This window comes from Xylanimonas ulmi, assembly GCF_004216535.1.
GTDB classification, from domain to species: domain Bacteria; phylum Actinomycetota; class Actinomycetes; order Actinomycetales; family Cellulomonadaceae; genus Xylanimonas; species Xylanimonas ulmi.
Map to the genome: position 1 here is coordinate 2,395,378 of NZ_SGWX01000001.1, position 15,501 is coordinate 2,410,878.

Annotated in this window: 13 protein-coding genes, 1 tRNA gene and 1 pseudogene; 10 read left to right on the forward strand and 5 right to left on the reverse strand. The window is 72.3% G+C overall.

Annotation, left to right across the window (positions count from 1 at the left end; genetic code table 11):
* Positions 1 to 30: 30 nt before the first annotated feature.
* The 5 genes from kduI to EV386_RS11150 all read right to left on the reverse strand — a co-directional run bounded on the left by kduI (position 31) and on the right by EV386_RS11150 (position 5,066).
* Positions 31 to 849: a 5-dehydro-4-deoxy-D-glucuronate isomerase gene (kduI, locus tag EV386_RS11130; protein ID WP_130414985.1), complete on the reverse strand. Its 819-nt coding sequence runs from the start codon at positions 847 to 849 to the stop codon at positions 31 to 33.
* A gap of 32 nt (positions 850 to 881) precedes the next feature.
* Positions 882 to 1,649 (reverse strand): 2-dehydro-3-deoxy-D-gluconate 5-dehydrogenase KduD, encoded by a 768-nt coding sequence (kduD, locus tag EV386_RS11135; protein WP_130416895.1) that lies wholly within the window; start codon positions 1,647 to 1,649, stop codon positions 882 to 884.
* Between the two features lie 32 nt (positions 1,650 to 1,681).
* A complete protein-coding gene (locus EV386_RS11140) occupies positions 1,682 to 2,926 on the reverse strand; it encodes a glycoside hydrolase family 88 protein (RefSeq protein ID WP_242607928.1) in 1,245 nt (414 codons plus the stop codon).
* A 65-nt stretch (positions 2,927 to 2,991) separates the two neighbouring features.
* Complete coding sequence (locus EV386_RS11145) at positions 2,992 to 3,906, reverse strand: sugar phosphate isomerase/epimerase family protein (RefSeq protein WP_242607929.1); 915 nt, start codon at positions 3,904 to 3,906, stop codon at positions 2,992 to 2,994.
* Positions 3,903 to 5,066 carry a Gfo/Idh/MocA family protein gene (locus tag EV386_RS11150; protein ID WP_130414987.1) on the reverse strand — a complete coding sequence of 388 codons (1,164 nt, stop codon included), beginning with the start codon at positions 5,064 to 5,066 and terminating at the stop codon, positions 3,903 to 3,905. Before EV386_RS11150 ends, EV386_RS11145 begins: the two co-directional genes overlap by 4 nt.
* A 92-nt stretch (positions 5,067 to 5,158) precedes the next feature.
* On the opposite strand from EV386_RS11150, the gene EV386_RS11155 reads away from it, so the two are divergent.
* The 10 genes and pseudogenes from EV386_RS11155 to EV386_RS11205 all read left to right on the forward strand — a co-directional run bounded on the left by EV386_RS11155 (position 5,159) and on the right by EV386_RS11205 (position 15,500).
* A complete protein-coding gene (locus EV386_RS11155; protein WP_130416898.1) occupies positions 5,159 to 6,214 on the forward strand; it encodes a LacI family DNA-binding transcriptional regulator in 1,056 nt (351 codons plus the stop codon).
* 95 nt (positions 6,215 to 6,309) lie between these two features.
* Entirely contained in the window at positions 6,310 to 7,176 is an 867-nt protein-coding gene (locus EV386_RS11160) for an ABC transporter permease (protein ID WP_130414989.1), read from the forward strand.
* A 47-nt stretch (positions 7,177 to 7,223) separates the two neighbouring features.
* Entirely contained in the window at positions 7,224 to 8,249 is a 1,026-nt protein-coding gene (locus EV386_RS11165) for an ABC transporter substrate-binding protein (RefSeq protein ID WP_130414991.1), read from the forward strand.
* 29 nt (positions 8,250 to 8,278) lie between these two features.
* The gene (locus tag EV386_RS11170) at positions 8,279 to 9,085 is read left to right on the forward strand and encodes an ABC transporter ATP-binding protein (protein WP_130414993.1); all 807 of its coding nucleotides are present in this window, start codon (positions 8,279 to 8,281) and stop codon (positions 9,083 to 9,085) included.
* Positions 9,085 to 9,885: a 3-ketoacyl-ACP reductase gene (locus tag EV386_RS11175; RefSeq protein WP_130414995.1), complete on the forward strand. Its 801-nt coding sequence runs from the start codon at positions 9,085 to 9,087 to the stop codon at positions 9,883 to 9,885. The genes EV386_RS11170 and EV386_RS11175 overlap by 1 nt, the downstream gene beginning before the upstream one ends.
* A 71-nt stretch (positions 9,886 to 9,956) precedes the next feature.
* Positions 9,957 to 12,035 (forward strand): FAD-dependent oxidoreductase, encoded by a 2,079-nt coding sequence (locus EV386_RS11180; protein ID WP_130414997.1) that lies wholly within the window; start codon positions 9,957 to 9,959, stop codon positions 12,033 to 12,035.
* A gap of 96 nt (positions 12,036 to 12,131) precedes the next feature.
* Positions 12,132 to 12,204, forward strand: a tRNA-Ala gene (locus tag EV386_RS11185).
* A 14-nt stretch (positions 12,205 to 12,218) separates the two neighbouring features.
* Complete coding sequence (locus EV386_RS11190) at positions 12,219 to 12,863, forward strand: DUF6994 family protein (RefSeq protein ID WP_130414999.1); 645 nt, start codon at positions 12,219 to 12,221, stop codon at positions 12,861 to 12,863.
* A 240-nt stretch (positions 12,864 to 13,103) separates the two neighbouring features.
* Positions 13,104 to 13,394, forward strand: a pseudogene (locus EV386_RS19005) (NADPH-dependent oxidoreductase); the annotation flags it as partial.
* A 489-nt stretch (positions 13,395 to 13,883) separates the two neighbouring features.
* Positions 13,884 to 15,500: an ABC transporter substrate-binding protein gene (locus EV386_RS11205; protein WP_130415001.1), complete on the forward strand. Its 1,617-nt coding sequence runs from the start codon at positions 13,884 to 13,886 to the stop codon at positions 15,498 to 15,500.
* Position 15,501 lies beyond the last annotated feature (1 nt).

Below are 15,501 nucleotides of genomic sequence, written 5' to 3' on the forward strand. Positions count from 1 at the left end.
TTCAGGACATCGGACCTTCATGCGGTCCCCTCAGCGCAGCGCCGTGACGGCGAAGCCGTCCATGTCCTCGAAGGACTGGTTCTCCCCCGCCATCGCCCACACGAACGAGTAGGCCGCGGTCCCCACCCCCGAGTGGACGGACCAGCCGGGCGCGATGACCGCCTCGCGGTCGGCGACGAACAGGTGCCGTGTCTGCGTCGGCTCGCCGCACAGGTGCAGCACGCGCGCGTCCTGCGGCAGGTCGAAGTACAGGTAGCACTCGGTGCGCCGCGCGTGGGTGTGCGCGGGCATGGTGTTCCACATGTTGCCCGGGTGCAGCCGCGTGACCCCCATGACGATCTGGCACGAGCGCACCCCGCCCGCGTGGATGTACTGGTGCAGCGAGCGCCGGTTCGACGTGAGCTGGTCGCCCAGCTCCAGCACGGCGCCGCCGCCGGGCGGGGTGAGCACCGTGGGGTGGGTCGTGTGGGCGGGCGCCGAGAACAGATAGAACGCGGCGCCGGCGCCGGCGAACTCGACCTCGCGCGGTCCGCGCCCGACGTACAGGCACGCCCCGTGGGCCAGGTCGTGCGCGACGCCGTCGACGCTCACCGCGCCCGGGGCGCCGACGTTGACGACGCCGAGCTCGCGGCGGTCCAGGAAGTGCTCGGCGCGCAGCGCGGCCGGCGCGGGCAGGGCGAGCGGGCCGTCGAGCGGCACGGCGCCGCCGAGCACGATCCGGTCGTGCTCGCTCGCCACGAGCCGCACCTCGCCGGGCGCGAACAGGTCGTCCACGAGGAACCGGTCGCGCAGGTCCTGGCTCGTCGCCGCGGCGACCTGCTCCGGGCTGGTCGCATGGCGGTGCTGCATGAGGGTGCTCCGTTTCGGGGAGTCGGGCGCGCTCAGCGCGCGAGCCAGCCGCCGTCGACCGGCACGACGACGCCGTGCAGGTACGCCGCGGCGGGCGAGGCGAGGAAGACGACCGCGCCCTGCAGGTCGGCGGGCGTGCCCCACCGTCCGGCGGGGATGCGCTCGACGATCGCGCGCTCGCGCGCCGCGTCCGCGCGCAGGGGCGCCGTGTTGTCGGTGGCCAGGTAGCCCGGGGCGACGGCGTTGACGTTGACGCCGCGCGAGGCCCACTCGTTGGCCAGCGCCTTGGTCAGGCCCGCGACCGCGTGCTTGGCCGCGGTGTAGGCGGGCACCCGGACGCCGCCCTGGAACGAGAGCATCGAGGCGACCGTGACGATCTTTCCCGAGCCGCGCGCGATCATGCCGCGGGCGGCGGCGCGCGAGAGGTGGAAGACCGCGTCGAGGTCGACCTTGAGCACCAGGTCCCAGTCGGAGGCCGGGTAGGTGAGGGCCGGGGCGCGGCGGATCAAGCCCGCGTTGTTGACCAGGATGTCGACCTGCCCGAACTCGGCCTCGGCCTGCGCCACGGCCGCCTCGAGCTCGGCGGGCTCGGCTGTCGACAAGTCGGCGCGCAGCTCGAGCGCGCGCCGGCCGGTCGCGCGCACCGCCGCGGCGGTCTCGGACGCGGCGCTGCGGTCGAGCAGCGCAATGTCGGCGCCGGCCTGCGCGAGTCCGACGGCGATGCCCTGCCCGATGCCGCGCGAGGTGCCCGTGACGAGCGCGACCTTGCCGTCGAGCCGGAAGCGGTCGAGCACGCTCATCGCCTCAGCCGCCGGGCGCGCGGGCACGCCGCTCACCAGTACCGCCTCCACCCGGTCACGCAGTGGCGCACGAGCGCCTCGAGGTAGAAGTAGTCGCCCCACAGGCTGCCCTCGTCGACGCCGACCCCACCCGGCGCGCTGTAGACCGAGTGCAGCAGCAGTGCGTCGGAGCGCACGCCGTCGGCGCCGGGCGTGTAGCCCTTGACGAGCGAGCGCAGGATGTCGCGCGCGGCGGACGAGTAGCGCTCGGAGCGCTCCGCGTTGACCAGCGGCGCGAGCTCGTGCAGCCCGCACACCGCGATCGCGGCTGCCGAGCTGTCGCGCGGCTCGTCGCCCGAGGTGAACACGAGGTCCCAGTAGGGCACGCCGTCGGCGGGCAGGTGGGCCAGGAGGTAGTCGGCGCAGCGCTCGGCGGCCCGCAGCAGCCGCGCGTCGCCCGTCGCCTGCGCGTTGAGCGCGAACCCGAGCACGCCCCAGGCCTGCCCGCGCGCCCAGCACGAGTCGTCGTGCGCGCCCTGCGCCGTCGAGCCGCCGACCGGCGCCCCGGTGGCGGGGTCCCAGGTGAAGGTGTGGAACGTCGAGTCGTCGGGGCGCACGATGCGCTCGGCGAGCCGCGCGCAGTGCCGCGCGACGGCGGCCGCGTACCGCTCCTGCCCGGTCTGCTCGGCCGCCCAGGTCAGCAGCGGCATGTTGAGCAGGCTGTCGATGATGGTGCGCCCGCGCTGGGCGGGGTCGGTCAGGTCCCCCCACGCCTGGACGACGCCCGCCGGCTCGCTGAACCGCGTCATGAGCGCGTCGGCGGCCGCGATCCCCGCCCGCCAGGCGCCGGCGCTGCCGGTCAGCCGCCACGGGGCGACGCACGCGAGCGTGTACAGGAACCCGAGGTCGTGGGTGTCGATGTCCTCGCCCAGTTCGACGCGGCGCTCGAAGTCGGCCACGTGCTCCTCGCCCGCGGCGCGGAACCCGGGCGCGCCCGTCACCTCGTAGGCGAGCCACTGCATGCCCGGCCAAAAGCCCGTGGTCCAGCCGCGGTTGGCGCCGGGCGCGAACCCGGGCGCCGCGGGGCGCGGCAGGTAGCGCCCACCCACCGTCGTGTCGTCGGGGTAGTGCGGGCCGAAGGCGGCGATGTTGGAGCGGACGGTCGCGACGGTGTCGTCGAGGGCCGAGGCGAACTCGCAGATGAGCGACGCCTCGCCGGTCCAGCGCTGGACCGGCGAGGGGCTCAGGCAGTCGCCTCCGCCGCGAGCGTCGGAGGTCTGGGGTGGCGATGTGGGCACTCGCCCAGCGAACCTGACCGCGTTTCGCGCCGTCCAGGGCAAACGATCAGACGATCATCCGCCCGTCACAGATGCGGTCGCACGAGCCGTGCGTAGCGGTCCGCGAGGGTCGCGACGGTCACCGCAGGGTCCGCCGCCCACACGGCCTCGTTGAAGATCTCGGTCTCGACGGCGCCGGTGTACCCCGCTCGCGCGACCCACCGGGTGACGGCGGCGAAGTCGACGTACCCGTCGCCGAGGTGACCGCGCGAGTTGAGGGCGACCGGGGCGAGCGGGAGGCACCAGTCACACACCTGGTACGACGCCAGGCGGCGCTCGGCCCCCGCCCGCGCGATCGACGCCTCCAGCGCCGGGTCCCACCACACGTGGTAGGTGTCGACGACGACGCCGACCACCTGCGGCGCGAAGGGCGCGGCCAGGTCGAGCGCCTGCCCCAGTGTGCTCAGGACCGCGCGGTCGGCGGCGAACAGGGGGTGCAGCGGCTCCAGGGCGATCCGCACCCCGTGCTCGGCGGCGAAGGGGGCCAGGTCGGCGAGCCGGTCGGCCACGCGTGCGCGCGCCGCCACCAGGTCCCGGTCGCCGGGGCCCGCGTCGCCTCGCACCGGCGCCTCCGGGCCGCCCGCCGCCGGCAGCCCGCCGACGACGAAGACCAGCTCGGGGGCGCCGACCTCGGCGGCCTGCGCGATCGCCCGCCGGTTGTCGTCGAGCGCCGCGGCGACGCCGTCGTCGTGCGCGGCGGTGAGGAACCCGCCGCGGCACAGCGAGGAGACGCACAGGCCGGCGTCGGCGACGAGTTTGGCCGCGCGGGCGGTCCCCGCCTCCTCGACGCGGTCGCGCCACAGCCCGACGGCGCCGAGCCCGGCGCGCGCGGCGACGTCGACGGCCTCGCGCAGCGTCGCGCGCTTGACCGTCGCCGTGTTGAGCGAGCACCGCGCCAGGTCGCCCAGATCGCCCAGATCGCCCGCCGCCCCGACGCTCACAGGTCGATCTCCGGGACGTCGAGGCGGCGGCCGGTGGCCGATGAGCGCAGCCCCAGCTCGGCGAGCTGGACCCCGCGCGCCGCCGAGAGCAGGTCGTAGCGGTGCGGGCGGCCTGCGGCGACGTCGCGCAGGAACTCCTCCCATTGCGCGCGGAAGCCGTTGACGACGCCGCCGCGGTCGGGCACCGTGATCCACTGCTCCCGGAACCTCTCGGGGGTGGGGACGTCGGGGTCCCAGACCGCCCTGGGTGTCGCCGAGCGGGGCTGGGCGACGCAGCCGAACAGCCCGGCCACTGCCGACCCGTGCGTCCCGTCCACCTGGAACTCGACGAGCTCGTCACGGTGCACGCGCACGGCCCAGGAGGAGTTGATCTGGGCGGTGACCGCGTCGCCGCCGGGTGTGGTGAGCGTGAAGACGCCGTACGCGGCGTCGTCGGCCGTCGCGGTGTACCGCTCGCCGCTCTCGTCCCAGCGCGCCGGGATGTGCGTGACGGTCTTCGTGTAGACGTCCTGGACGCGCCCGACGACGCCCTCCATGACGTAGTTCCAGTGGCAGTACATGTCGGTGGTCATGGAGCCGCCGTCGGCCGCGCGGTAGTTCCAGCTCGGACGCTGGGCGGGCTCGACGTCGCCCTCGAAGACCCAGTACCCGAACTCGCCGCGCAGCGACAGGATGCGGCCGAAGAAGCCCTCGTCGACCAGGCGGCGCAGCTTGACCAGGCCGGGCAGGTAGAGCTTGTCGTGCACGACGCCGATCGTCAGGTCCGACCGGGCGCCGAGGCGCGCCAGGTCCACCGCCTCGGTCAGCGTCTCGGCCGTGGGCTTCTCGGTGAACACGTGCTTGCCCGCCTCGATCGCCTTGGTCAGCGTCTTGACGCGCAGCGACGTCATCGACGCGTCGAACAGGACGTCGACCGACGGGTCGGCGACGACCGCGTCGAGGTCCGTGCTCCACCGCTCGACGCCGTGGCGGGCCGCCAGCTCGCGCAGCTTGGACTCATCGCGGCCCACGAGGATCGGCTCGACCCGCAGCAGCGTGCCGTCATCGAGCCGCACGCCCTCGTCGCGGATCGGCAGGATCGAGCGGACCAGATGCTGGCGATAGCCCATGCGGCCGGTCACACCGTTCATCGCGATCCGGAGGGTGCGGGGCTGTGACATCGATGGACTCCTTCGTCCGCGTGCGGGAATACGCTTTCCCGCACGCTAGAATGCCAGGACGGAGCACGTCAAGGATGGGTGACCAGGTGGCGATGAGGGCATCGACGGGAACGGCGACGGGCAGCGACGCGAGCCGACCGCGGCTCCAAGACGTCGCCGGGCGCGCCGGAGTCTCGTTGGCGACCGCGTCGCGGGTGCTCAACGGCTCCAGCCGGCAGCCGGGCGCGGAGCTCGTCGAGCGCGTGAGGACCGCGGCGCACGAGCTCGGCTACGTCGTCAACGCCCAGGCCCAGGCACTGGCCCGCTCCCGGACCGGGCTGTTGGGCCTCGTCGTGCAGGACATCTCCGACCCGTACTTCTCCTCGATCGCCGCCGGAGCGCAGAGCGTCGCCCGCGAGCAGGGGCTCCACCTGCTCCTGGCGAGCACCGACCGTGACCCCGAGGCCGAGCGCGACGCGGTGAGCGCCTTCGCCGCGCACCGCGCCGACGGCATCGTCGTGGTGGGGTCCCGGTGGGGAGGCAAGCACGACGCCGCGCTGCGCCGGGAGCTGGCGGTCTACACGAGCGCGGGCGGGGTCGCGGTGGTCGTCGGCCAGCCCCTCGCGGGCGCGCTCACGGTGCAGCCGCCCAACGTCGAGGGAGCCCGGGCGCTCGCGCACGCCCTGGTGGACCTTGGGTTGCGCCGGTTCGCGGTGGTCGCCGGCCCGGAGCGGATCGTCACCTCGCGCGAGCGCTCCGACTCGTTCGCCGGAGGGGTGCTCGGCCGCGGCGGGCATGTCGAGACCGTCATCGCCACGCAGTTCTCACGCGACGGCGGCTTCGCGGCGGCCGAGCAGGTCGCCCGGCTCGCGCGCGCCGACGCGCCGCGGCTGTGCGTCTTCGCGGTCTCGGACGTGATGGCCATCGGGCTCATGGCCGGACTGCGCCGGCTCGGCGTCGAGGCGCCACGCGACGTGCTCGTCGCCGGCTTCGACGACGTTCCGACGCTGCGCGACCACACCCCCGGGCTCACCACGGTGCGCATCCCGCTCGTCGAGATGGGGCGCCGCGCGGTCCTGGCGGCCGTCGACGCCTCCCGCACCCCGGGCCTCGAGCCGCTCGAGGCCGAGGTCGTGCTGCGCGAGTCGACGAGCCCGCCCAGGCGGTAGCCCGTCGCTCCGGGCACTTGACCACTCGCCCGAGCGCCCCTACGGTGACGGAAAGCGCATTCCAGCGATCACCTCGACGCCGAGGAGGACACCCGATGACGATGACGTCGTCGCCGCACACGGCCACGGACAACCCCGGGCCGGCGACCGGACGCCGCACCTCGCGCAGCCTGGCGAGATCGGGCGCCGTCGCGTGGCGCCCGCTCGCCCTCACCTGCGCGCTCGTCTCTCTGTGGTGGCTGACCACCGCCCAGGGCTGGTTGGCGCCGTACGTCCTGCCCTCGCCCGCCGCCACGTGGTCCGCGCTCACCCAGAACGCCGCGTACCTCGCGCACAACACGTGGGTCACGACGTCGGAGACCGTCATCGGATTCGTCCTCGCCGTGATCATCGGCGAGCTGGTCGCCGTCGTCATGGCGTACTCGCGCAGCACGGAGCGAACGGTCTACCCCATCATCCTGGTCGCCCAGGTGGTGCCCAAGATCGCGATCGCACCGCTCTTCGTGGTGTGGCTCGGCTTCGGCGCCGCGCCGAAGGTCACCGTGGCGGTGCTCATGGCCTTCTTCCCCGTCGTCATCTCCGGCCTGGCCGGGCTGCGGTCGGTCGACCCCGAGATCGTCGAGCTGACGTCAACGATGGGAGCCAGCAGGCTGAAGACCTTCTGGAAGGTCATGTTCCCGGCCTCCCTGCCCCAGTTGCTGTCCGGCCTCAAGGTGGCGGCCACCCTCGCGGTGACCGGCGCCGTCGTGGGCGAGTTCGTCGGCGGCAACGAGGGCCTCGGCTACGTCATCCTCCAAGCCAACGGGAACATCGACACGGCAATGCTCTTCGCCGCGCTGATCATCATGTCGCTGCTCGGGATCGTGTTGTTCCTGCTCATCGAGCTCGCCGAGGCCCTCCTGATCGGCTGGCATCCATCCCGCCGCAACAACGCGGCCTCCAGCACGCTCGTCGGCGCCTGACCTCCCCTCCACTCCGCTCGTCACGCTGCGCAAAGGAGCTCGCCCTGATGAAGTCGTTCCGCCCCCTGCCCCTCGTCGTCACCACCGCCGTCGCGCTCGGCCTCGCGGGCTGCGCGTCCCCCTCGTCCGCGGGCCCGGCGCCCGCCGACGACGGCGACACGCGGCCCGTCACCCTCATGCTCAACTGGTACCCCTACGGCGAGCACGCGCCGTTCTACTACGGCCTGGAGAAGGGCGTCTTCGCCAAGCACGGCATCGACCTCAAGATCGAGGCCGGCCAGGGATCGACCAAGACCATCCAGGCCGTGGGCGCCGGTCAGGTCGACTTCGGCTGGGCCGACACCGCGGCGCTGCTGCCCAACGTCGACAAGGGCGTGGACGTCAAGAGCGTTGGGGTGTTCCTCCAGACGACGCCCTCGGCCGTCCAGGTCTTCGCGGACTCCGGCATCGAGACTCCTGAGGACCTGAAGGGCAAGACGATCGCCGTCTCCGCCGGCGACGCGCCGACGACGACGTTCCCGTTCTACCTCGAGGCGATCGGCCTCTCGCCGAACGACGTCAAGCAGCAGAACCTCGACGCCGCGGGCAAGATCTCGGCGATGCTGACGGGCAAGGTCGACGGGCTGATCGGCTTCATGCACGACCAGGGCCCGACGGTGGCCGCCAAGAGCGGGCGCGAGGTGCGGTACTTCCCATACGCCGACGCGGGGCTGAGCTACTTCAGCAACGGCCTGCTCGCCACCAGCTCGACCATCAAGGACGACCCCGACCTGGTGCGCGACATGGTGGCCGCGACGTCCGAGGCCTTCGCCGCGGCCGTCGACGACCCGGCCGGCGCCGTCGACGCCATGGCGGGCAAGGACCCCCAGATGCCCGCGAAGGACGTCCTCGCCGAGCAGTGGAAGCAGACCATCACCGTGCTGCACACCGAGGCCACCAAAGACAAGCCGTTCGGGTACAACGACCCCGCCGACTGGCTCAACACCCTCGACGTGCTCCACAAAGCGGGGCTGATCAGCGGCGACAAGGGCGTCGAGGACTACTTCGACGGCGCGTTCGCGCCGGGCGACTGACGGCCGGCGTCCACGGTCAGGAGGAGACCATGACGATGCTGCATTCCCAGCCCCGCGTCGACGTCGATCAGGTCGTCGCCGTCGACGGCGTGTCCGTGACGTTCCGCGGCAAGCGCACCTCGACCCAAGCGCTCGGTGAGGTCGACCTCACCGTCCGCCGCGGCGAGTTCGTCTCGATCGTCGGCCCGTCAGGGTGCGGCAAGTCGACGCTCCTCAAAGTCGTCGCCGGACTCGTCCGCCCGACGACCGGGTCCGTGCTGCTGCACGGTGAGCAGGTCCTGGGACCACGCCAGGACATCGGCTACGTGTTCCAGCGCGCGGCGCTCCTGGACTGGCGCACCGCCGAGGGCAACATCCTGCTCCAGGCCGAGATGCGTGGCATGGACATGGCCGCGGCCCGACGGCGGTGCGCCGAGCTGATCGAGATCACCGGCCTGAGCGGGTTCGAGAGGGCCATGCCGCACGAGCTGTCGGGCGGGATGCAGCAGCGCGTGTCGTTGTGCCGCGCGCTGCTGCATGAGCCCGACGTGCTGCTGATGGACGAGCCGTTCGGCGCGCTCGACGCCCTGACCCGAGAGCGCATGAACGTCGAGTTGCACCGGGTCTGCCGCGAGACGGGCGTCACGGTGCTCCTGGTGACCCACTCGGTGCCCGAGGCGGTCTACCTGGGCCATCGCGTCCTCGCGATGGGGCCGCGTCCCGGACGGGTCATCGAGGAGCTCACCGTCGACATCCCCGGCGAGCGCGACTACGCCACGACGCTGACCACGCCCGAGTTCCAGCGCGTCTCCGGCCGGGTCCGTGCCCTGCTCGGGTCACCGCAGGGAGGGGACTGATGCCGCGGGTCGCCCTCGTGACGGGCGGCGCTCGCGGCATCGGGCTGGGGATCAGCCGCCGACTGGTGCGGGACGGGTACGCGGTGTCGATCCTCGCGACGCGTGACGAGCCGGCCGCGGTGCTGGACGAGCTGCGCGACCTCGCCGGCGACGGCGCGCTCGTGCGCTACGTGCGCGGGTCGGTCGCGGACGTGGCCGACCACGGCCGGTACCTCGACGACGCGGTCACCGCCTGGGGGCGGCTCGACGTGCTGGTCAACAACGCGGGCGTGGCGCCGCGCGTGCGCGCCGACCTGCTCGACGCCACGCCCGAGGAGTTCGACCACGTGCTCGGGGTCAACCTGCGCGGGCCGTACTTCCTCACGCAGGCGTTCGCGCGGCGGGTCCTCGCGCTGCGCGGCGAGGTGGCACCCACCGAACGGCCCGCGCCCATAGAACGGCCCGCGGCGGCCATCGTGAACGTCTCCTCGCTGTCGGCCACGACGGTGTCGACCAACCGGGGCGAGTACTGCGTCTCCAAGGCGGGCGTCGCGATGGCCACGCAACTGTGGGCGGTCCGGCTCGCGCGCGAGGGCATCGTGGTCCACGAGGTGCGCCCAGGGATCATCGCGACCGACATGACGGCCGGCGTGAGCGAGCGATACGACGCCTACCTCGCGGGCGGCCACGTGCCGATCGCGCGGTGGGGCGAGCCCGCCGACGTCGCCGCGGCGGTGTCGATGCTCGCCGCGGGCGCCACGCCGTACTCGACGGGAGAGGTCTTCCACGTCGACGGCGGCCTGCACGTGCCGGTCCTGTGACGCGCGGAGGCGAGATGCCAGGCGGCGGGACGAGCGGCGGCGGGTCGGCACACGACCACGAACCGCGCACGATGCGCGTCGCCGGGCTGGACGTCCCCGTGGTGACCGCGAGCGCCGTCGTCGTCGGCACGGGGTCGGCGGGGTATTGCGCGGCGGCGCGCCTGGCGCAGCTCGGGATGCGCGACGTCGTCATGGTGGCCGACAAGGTCAACGCGGGCGCGAGCCGCAACGCGGGCTCGGACAAGCAGACCTACTACAAGCTCACGCTCTCGGGCGGTGAGCCGGACTCGGTGCGCGAGATGGCGCAGACGTTGTTCGCGGGCGGCGCGATGGACGGCGACAACGCGCTGGCCGAGGCGGCGCTGTCGGCGCGCGCGTTCCTCCACCTGGTGGACCTGGGGGTGCCGTTCCCGCAGAACCGGTTCGGGGAGTTCGTGGGGTACAAGACGGACCACGACCCGCGCCAGCGGGCGACGTCGGTCGGCCCCTACACCTCGCGCACCATGGTCGAGCGGCTGGAGGCCCGTGTGCGCGCCGACGGCGCCCGCGTGCTCGACCGGTGCCGCGTGGTCGACGTGGTCACCGCGCCCGACGATGCCGGCGGGCGCCGCGTCGTCGGGCTGCTGGTGCTGCGCACCGACGTTCCGCACGACGGCGCCGCGAGCCCTTGGCTGCTGCTGCGCTGCGCGAGCCTCGTCTATGCGACCGGCGGCCCCGCCGGGATGTACGCCACGCGCGTGTTCCCGAACGGCCAGTGGGGCGCCGCGGGCGCCGCGCTGCGGGCCGGGGTGCGCGGCAAGAACCTCACCGAGTGGCAGTTCGGGCTGGCCTCGACCCATCCACGCTGGAACGTGTCGGGGACCTACATGCAGGTGCTCCCCCGGTTCGTGTCGACCGACGCCGACGGCGGGGATGAGCGCGAGTTCCTCACCGAGGCGATCGACGACTACGGGCGCCTGCTCTCGCTGGTGTTCCTCAAGGGCTACCAGTGGCCGTTCGACGTCCGCAAGGCGCGCGACGGGTCCTCGCTCATCGACCTGCTCGTCTACCGCGAGACCGTGCTGCGCGGGCGGCGCGTGTTCCTCGACTTCCGCCGCAACCCTGTGCGCGAGCGCCTCGACCCGTCCGCGCTGAGCGCCGAGGCGCGGGACTACCTCGACCGCGCGGGGGTGCTGTTCGGCACACCCGTCGAGCGACTGCGGCGCATGAACGATCCCGCCTACCGGTTCTACCTGGAGCGCAACCCGTACCTCGACCTGGAGCGCGACCTGCTCGAGGTCGACGTGTGCGCGCAGCACAACAACGGCGGGCTCGTCGTCGACGCGTGGTGGCAGTCGAACGTCGCGGGGCTCTTCCCCGTGGGCGAGGCCGCCGGGGCGCACGGCGTCTACCGGCCGGGCGGCGCCGCGCTCAACTCCGGGCAGGTCGGCGCGATGCGGGCGGCGCAGTTCATCGCGGCCCGGCGTGCGGGCGGAGCGGTTGTCGGCGACGCCGGCGTCGGCGGTGCGGACCGCGCGGGGGTGCTCGACGACGGCGCGTTCGCGGCGGCGTCGTCGTCCACGCTGGCCGCGGCACAAGCGCTCACCGAGGCGGCGACCGCCCGCGCGGCCGCGGGGACGCCCGACAACACCGGCGACCTGCTGCGCGAGGTGCAGCGCCTCATGAGCGCCAAGGCCGGGCCGGTGCGCTCGGAGCGGTCCATCCGCGAGGCGCTGGACCAGGTGCGCGACTGGCTCGCCGGCTACGGCGAGACCGTGAGCGCGGACGGCGGATCACGCCGCTCGGTCGACCGCGTCTTCCTGGTGCGCGACATCCTCACCAGCGCGTACGTGTACCTGTCGGCGATGGCCGACTACCTCGCCCACGGCGGGCGCTCGCGCGGCTCGGTGCTCTACACCGACGCCATGGGAGGACTGCCGCGTGTCGGCCACGGGCCGCACGCGCGCGACGAACTCGACCTGCCCGAGGCGTTCCGCCTCACGCTCGACGACGGCGCCCTCGACGACCAGGTGCAGGAGGTCGCGCTCACGCCCGGCGAAGGGGCGGGCGAGGTGACGTTCACCTGGCGGGCGCGCCGGCCGATCCCCGAGGGCGGCGACTTCTTCGAGAACGTGTGGCGGGAGTTCCGCGAGCACGGGAACGTCTGGTGACGCCCACGTGCATGGCGGGCGTGCGCGGGCTGGCGCGTGAGGTGGTCGCCGATTTGGAGAACCGGGCGGGGCGGGTGCTAACCTAGGCCACGCCTTGGGGCTATGGCGCAGTTGGTAGCGCGTCTCGTTCGCAATGAGAAGGTCGGGGGTTCGAATCCCCCTAGCTCCACACCTGAGAAGCCGTTGATCCGCACACGAGTGCAGGTCAGCGGCTTTTCGCATGCTTCGGCGGACACCAACCGAAGGACGGGGTGGCCCCTGGGCGGTACGCGGGAGACGCCGCGACCCCTTGGCGCCACGATCGCACGGTATGCCTCGTTCCTCGCGCTCTTCCGCGAGTTCGACGGGTACGTCGAGCACTTCCTGCCTCACGATCTCATCCAAGGTGTCTCGCAGGCCCGCCTCTTCGTACCGTGCGTGCCTTCGACCGGTCTGCCCTGCCACGAGACATCGGCGAGTACCGTGCGTTCCGGGGACAACTCGATGGCGTTGGTCCAGGCGCGCAACGCACGCATCCGCCGACGAGGAAGCGACCGCGGCACTTGTCTGCGGCCGCTGGCCCAGATCGTCTTCGCAGAGGTGACCCGCTCCATCGACGGGCCGTTCGCCACGGTCAGTGGCGAGGACGTGGAAGACGTCAGCGATCCGGGCGGCTCGGCCGCGGTCCGGGACGCGTGGGTCGCTCTGCGCGACGCCATGCGATCTGTGCTCGATGCCACGACGCTCCCGAACGCCGACGCATGGCAGACCATGTCTACCGGCGCAGTGTCGTCCGCGCGGCGGCGCGCGGAGACGACTGAGGACAGGGATCCAGATCTCACAGTCTGAGATCCTTCGGCGTTGTTGAATGCTCTGCTCAACTTCGCCTTACTGTCCCGCGTCATGAGGGCTTCGCGTCGCACTAACCCCACTCGCCAGCGGCACCTGACCGTCGGCCGTCGCTGTTGCAGCTGAGCGCGACCGCGGCCCTCGCCCGCACGCGGGCACCCCCAACCCTGGGAGCTGACTCCTCTTGTCTGTGCTTCGCCATGCCCATTTTCGGGCGCCTGGCACCGCGGAAGGCCCGCGATGACGTCCGAGAGCCCGAGCCGGGTCGTAGCGCTCGTCGGCAACTCGGGCCCCGCATCCCGGACCCAATCTGCGGCCGGGGCCGTCGCCGCGCATCGCGGGTCGGCTCCGCTTGCCCGACAAGCACCTGACGATCGACGTGGCCGACCAGGTCTTCGCTGCCCGCGCCCGCACACGGAGATCGCGTCACGGATCGCGTCCCGGGCGCGTCTGCTCATCGTCGCCACCCCGGTTTACAAGGCGTCCGACAAAGGTCTGCTCAAGGCGTTCCTCGACCCCTACGGTTCGCGCGGCTTGGATGGTGTGCGGATGGTCCCGCTCGTCGTTTCGGCCCGGCGCACGGGATCGCTGGTGATGCGCACCTGCTGCCCCTGCTCACCGAACTGGGTGCGGACGCCTCGAGCCGCTCCCTGGCGCTGCTCGAGCACGACCTCGCGGACGTGCAGGCCGCTGCGGACGACTGGTTCGACGCCGCGCGGCCCTGGTCGGTCCCTCGAGCGAACAAGGCAGCGACATGACGACGACGCAGACCGCGTCGGCAACGCTGAGCGCCGATGCGTTCAGAGCGGTGCTCCGCGGGCGTCGCCGCGATCACCACGACGCACGCCGGCTGGCCGGTTGAGTTCACCGCGACATCGGTGATCTCGGTGTCGGCCGAACCGCCGCCACCACCGCATCGAACAGAGGCGATAGCGCGCCGGCGGCGAGCGAGCCCAGCAGTCTCCGCGGGTCGCACCGACCCTCGGCGTCCCCCCCCCCGCACGTTCCAGGAGGAGTGTCGTGTTCTCACTGCGTCAAAGAGGAAGGTGGCGGCTGCTGGCCGCCGCAGCACTGGTGGCCGTACTCGCGTCGTCCTGCTCGACCGGCGCCGGCGCCGCCTCGGCCCCGACGGCTGAGGCCGACAAGGCGGGCGGGACCCTGAACATCGGGCTGAGCTTCGAGCCCAACGGTGTCGACGCCGCCGTCGTGAACCAGGTGTGGCGCACCGTCGCTCGGGCGCTGACGGACTCGCTGGTGTTCTTCAACCCGGAGACCAAGAAGGTCGAGCCCTGGCTCGCCACCAAGTGGACCGTCGAGGACTCGCGCATCTACACGTTCACGTTGCGCGACGACGTCACCTTCCACGACGGCACCAAGCTCACGTCGGAGGTGGTGAAGGAGAACTTCGAGAGCCTCGCCCGCCCGGGGATCCACTCCAGCGCCAAGACGATCGTCGAGGGCATCAAGGAGATCCGGACGCCGTCGGAGAACGTGGTCGTCGTCGAGTTCGAGGAGCCGAACGCCGCCTTCCTCGTCAACCTCTCCCGCGCCCATGCGGGGATCGTCTCCGCCAAGACGGCCGAGGCGCCCGTCGAGGAGCGGCAGAAGGCCATCGACGGCTCGGGCCCGTTCTACCTCGCGGAGTACACGCCGAACCAGCGCATCGTCCTCAAGAAGCGCGAGGACTACGACTGGGCGCCGGCGTACTTCAAGCGGTCCGGCCCCGCTTACCTCGACGAGGTGGTCTACAAGATCATCCCCGAGGACAGCGTGCGCAACGGTGCCGTCATCGGCGGTGAGGAGCTGCAGTTCATCTACTGGGTCAACGCGAAGTACGTCCCCCAACTCAAGGCGGCGGGCCTGACAATCTCCGAGACGGTCAACCCGGCGACAGGGACCGAGTGGCCCGTCAACACGTCCTCGAAGTTCCTCAAGGACGTCCGCGTCCGGCAGGCGCTGCAGCACGGAATCGACCGGGAGGAGTTCACCAAGCTCGCCTCGGGCGGCTATGACAAGGTCGCCACCGGCCCGCTCAGCAAGGCGAACCCGTTCTACTCTGACCAGAGCCAGTACCTCACCTACGACCCGGACCTGTCGAAGAAGCTGCTCGACGAGGCCGGTTGGTCGACAATCGGTCCCGACGGCATCCGCGTGAACGCCGCCGGGGAGCGGCTCTCGCTCAGATTTCCTCGCGACGGCGCCGCCGAGCAGGTGGTGCAGGAGCAGTGGAAGAAGTTGGGCATCGAGCTCGTACTCGACCCGCCGCTGCCTGCCGAGGCGAACGAGAAGCTGCTCTCGGGCGAGTACGACCTCGCGTACTGGTACCACTCGACCCCCGACGCCGACGTGTTGCGCGCCAACTACGGCGTCGCCACCGGCTCGAACCGCTCGTTCATCGGGAGGAACGATGCGCGCGGGCAGGAGCTGGACAAGCTGCTGCAGCAGCAGAACACCGTCAGCGACCCCGCTCAGCGGCAGGCGGTCGTCGACAAGGCGTCGCAGATCCTCGTCGAGGACGCGTACGAGCTGCCGATCGTCAACGACACCGACATCTGGGCCTACCAGCCGTCCGTCCACGACATCAAGGCCGTCGGGCTCGACCAGTACCTCTACAGCGCCTGGCTCTCGGACAAGTAGG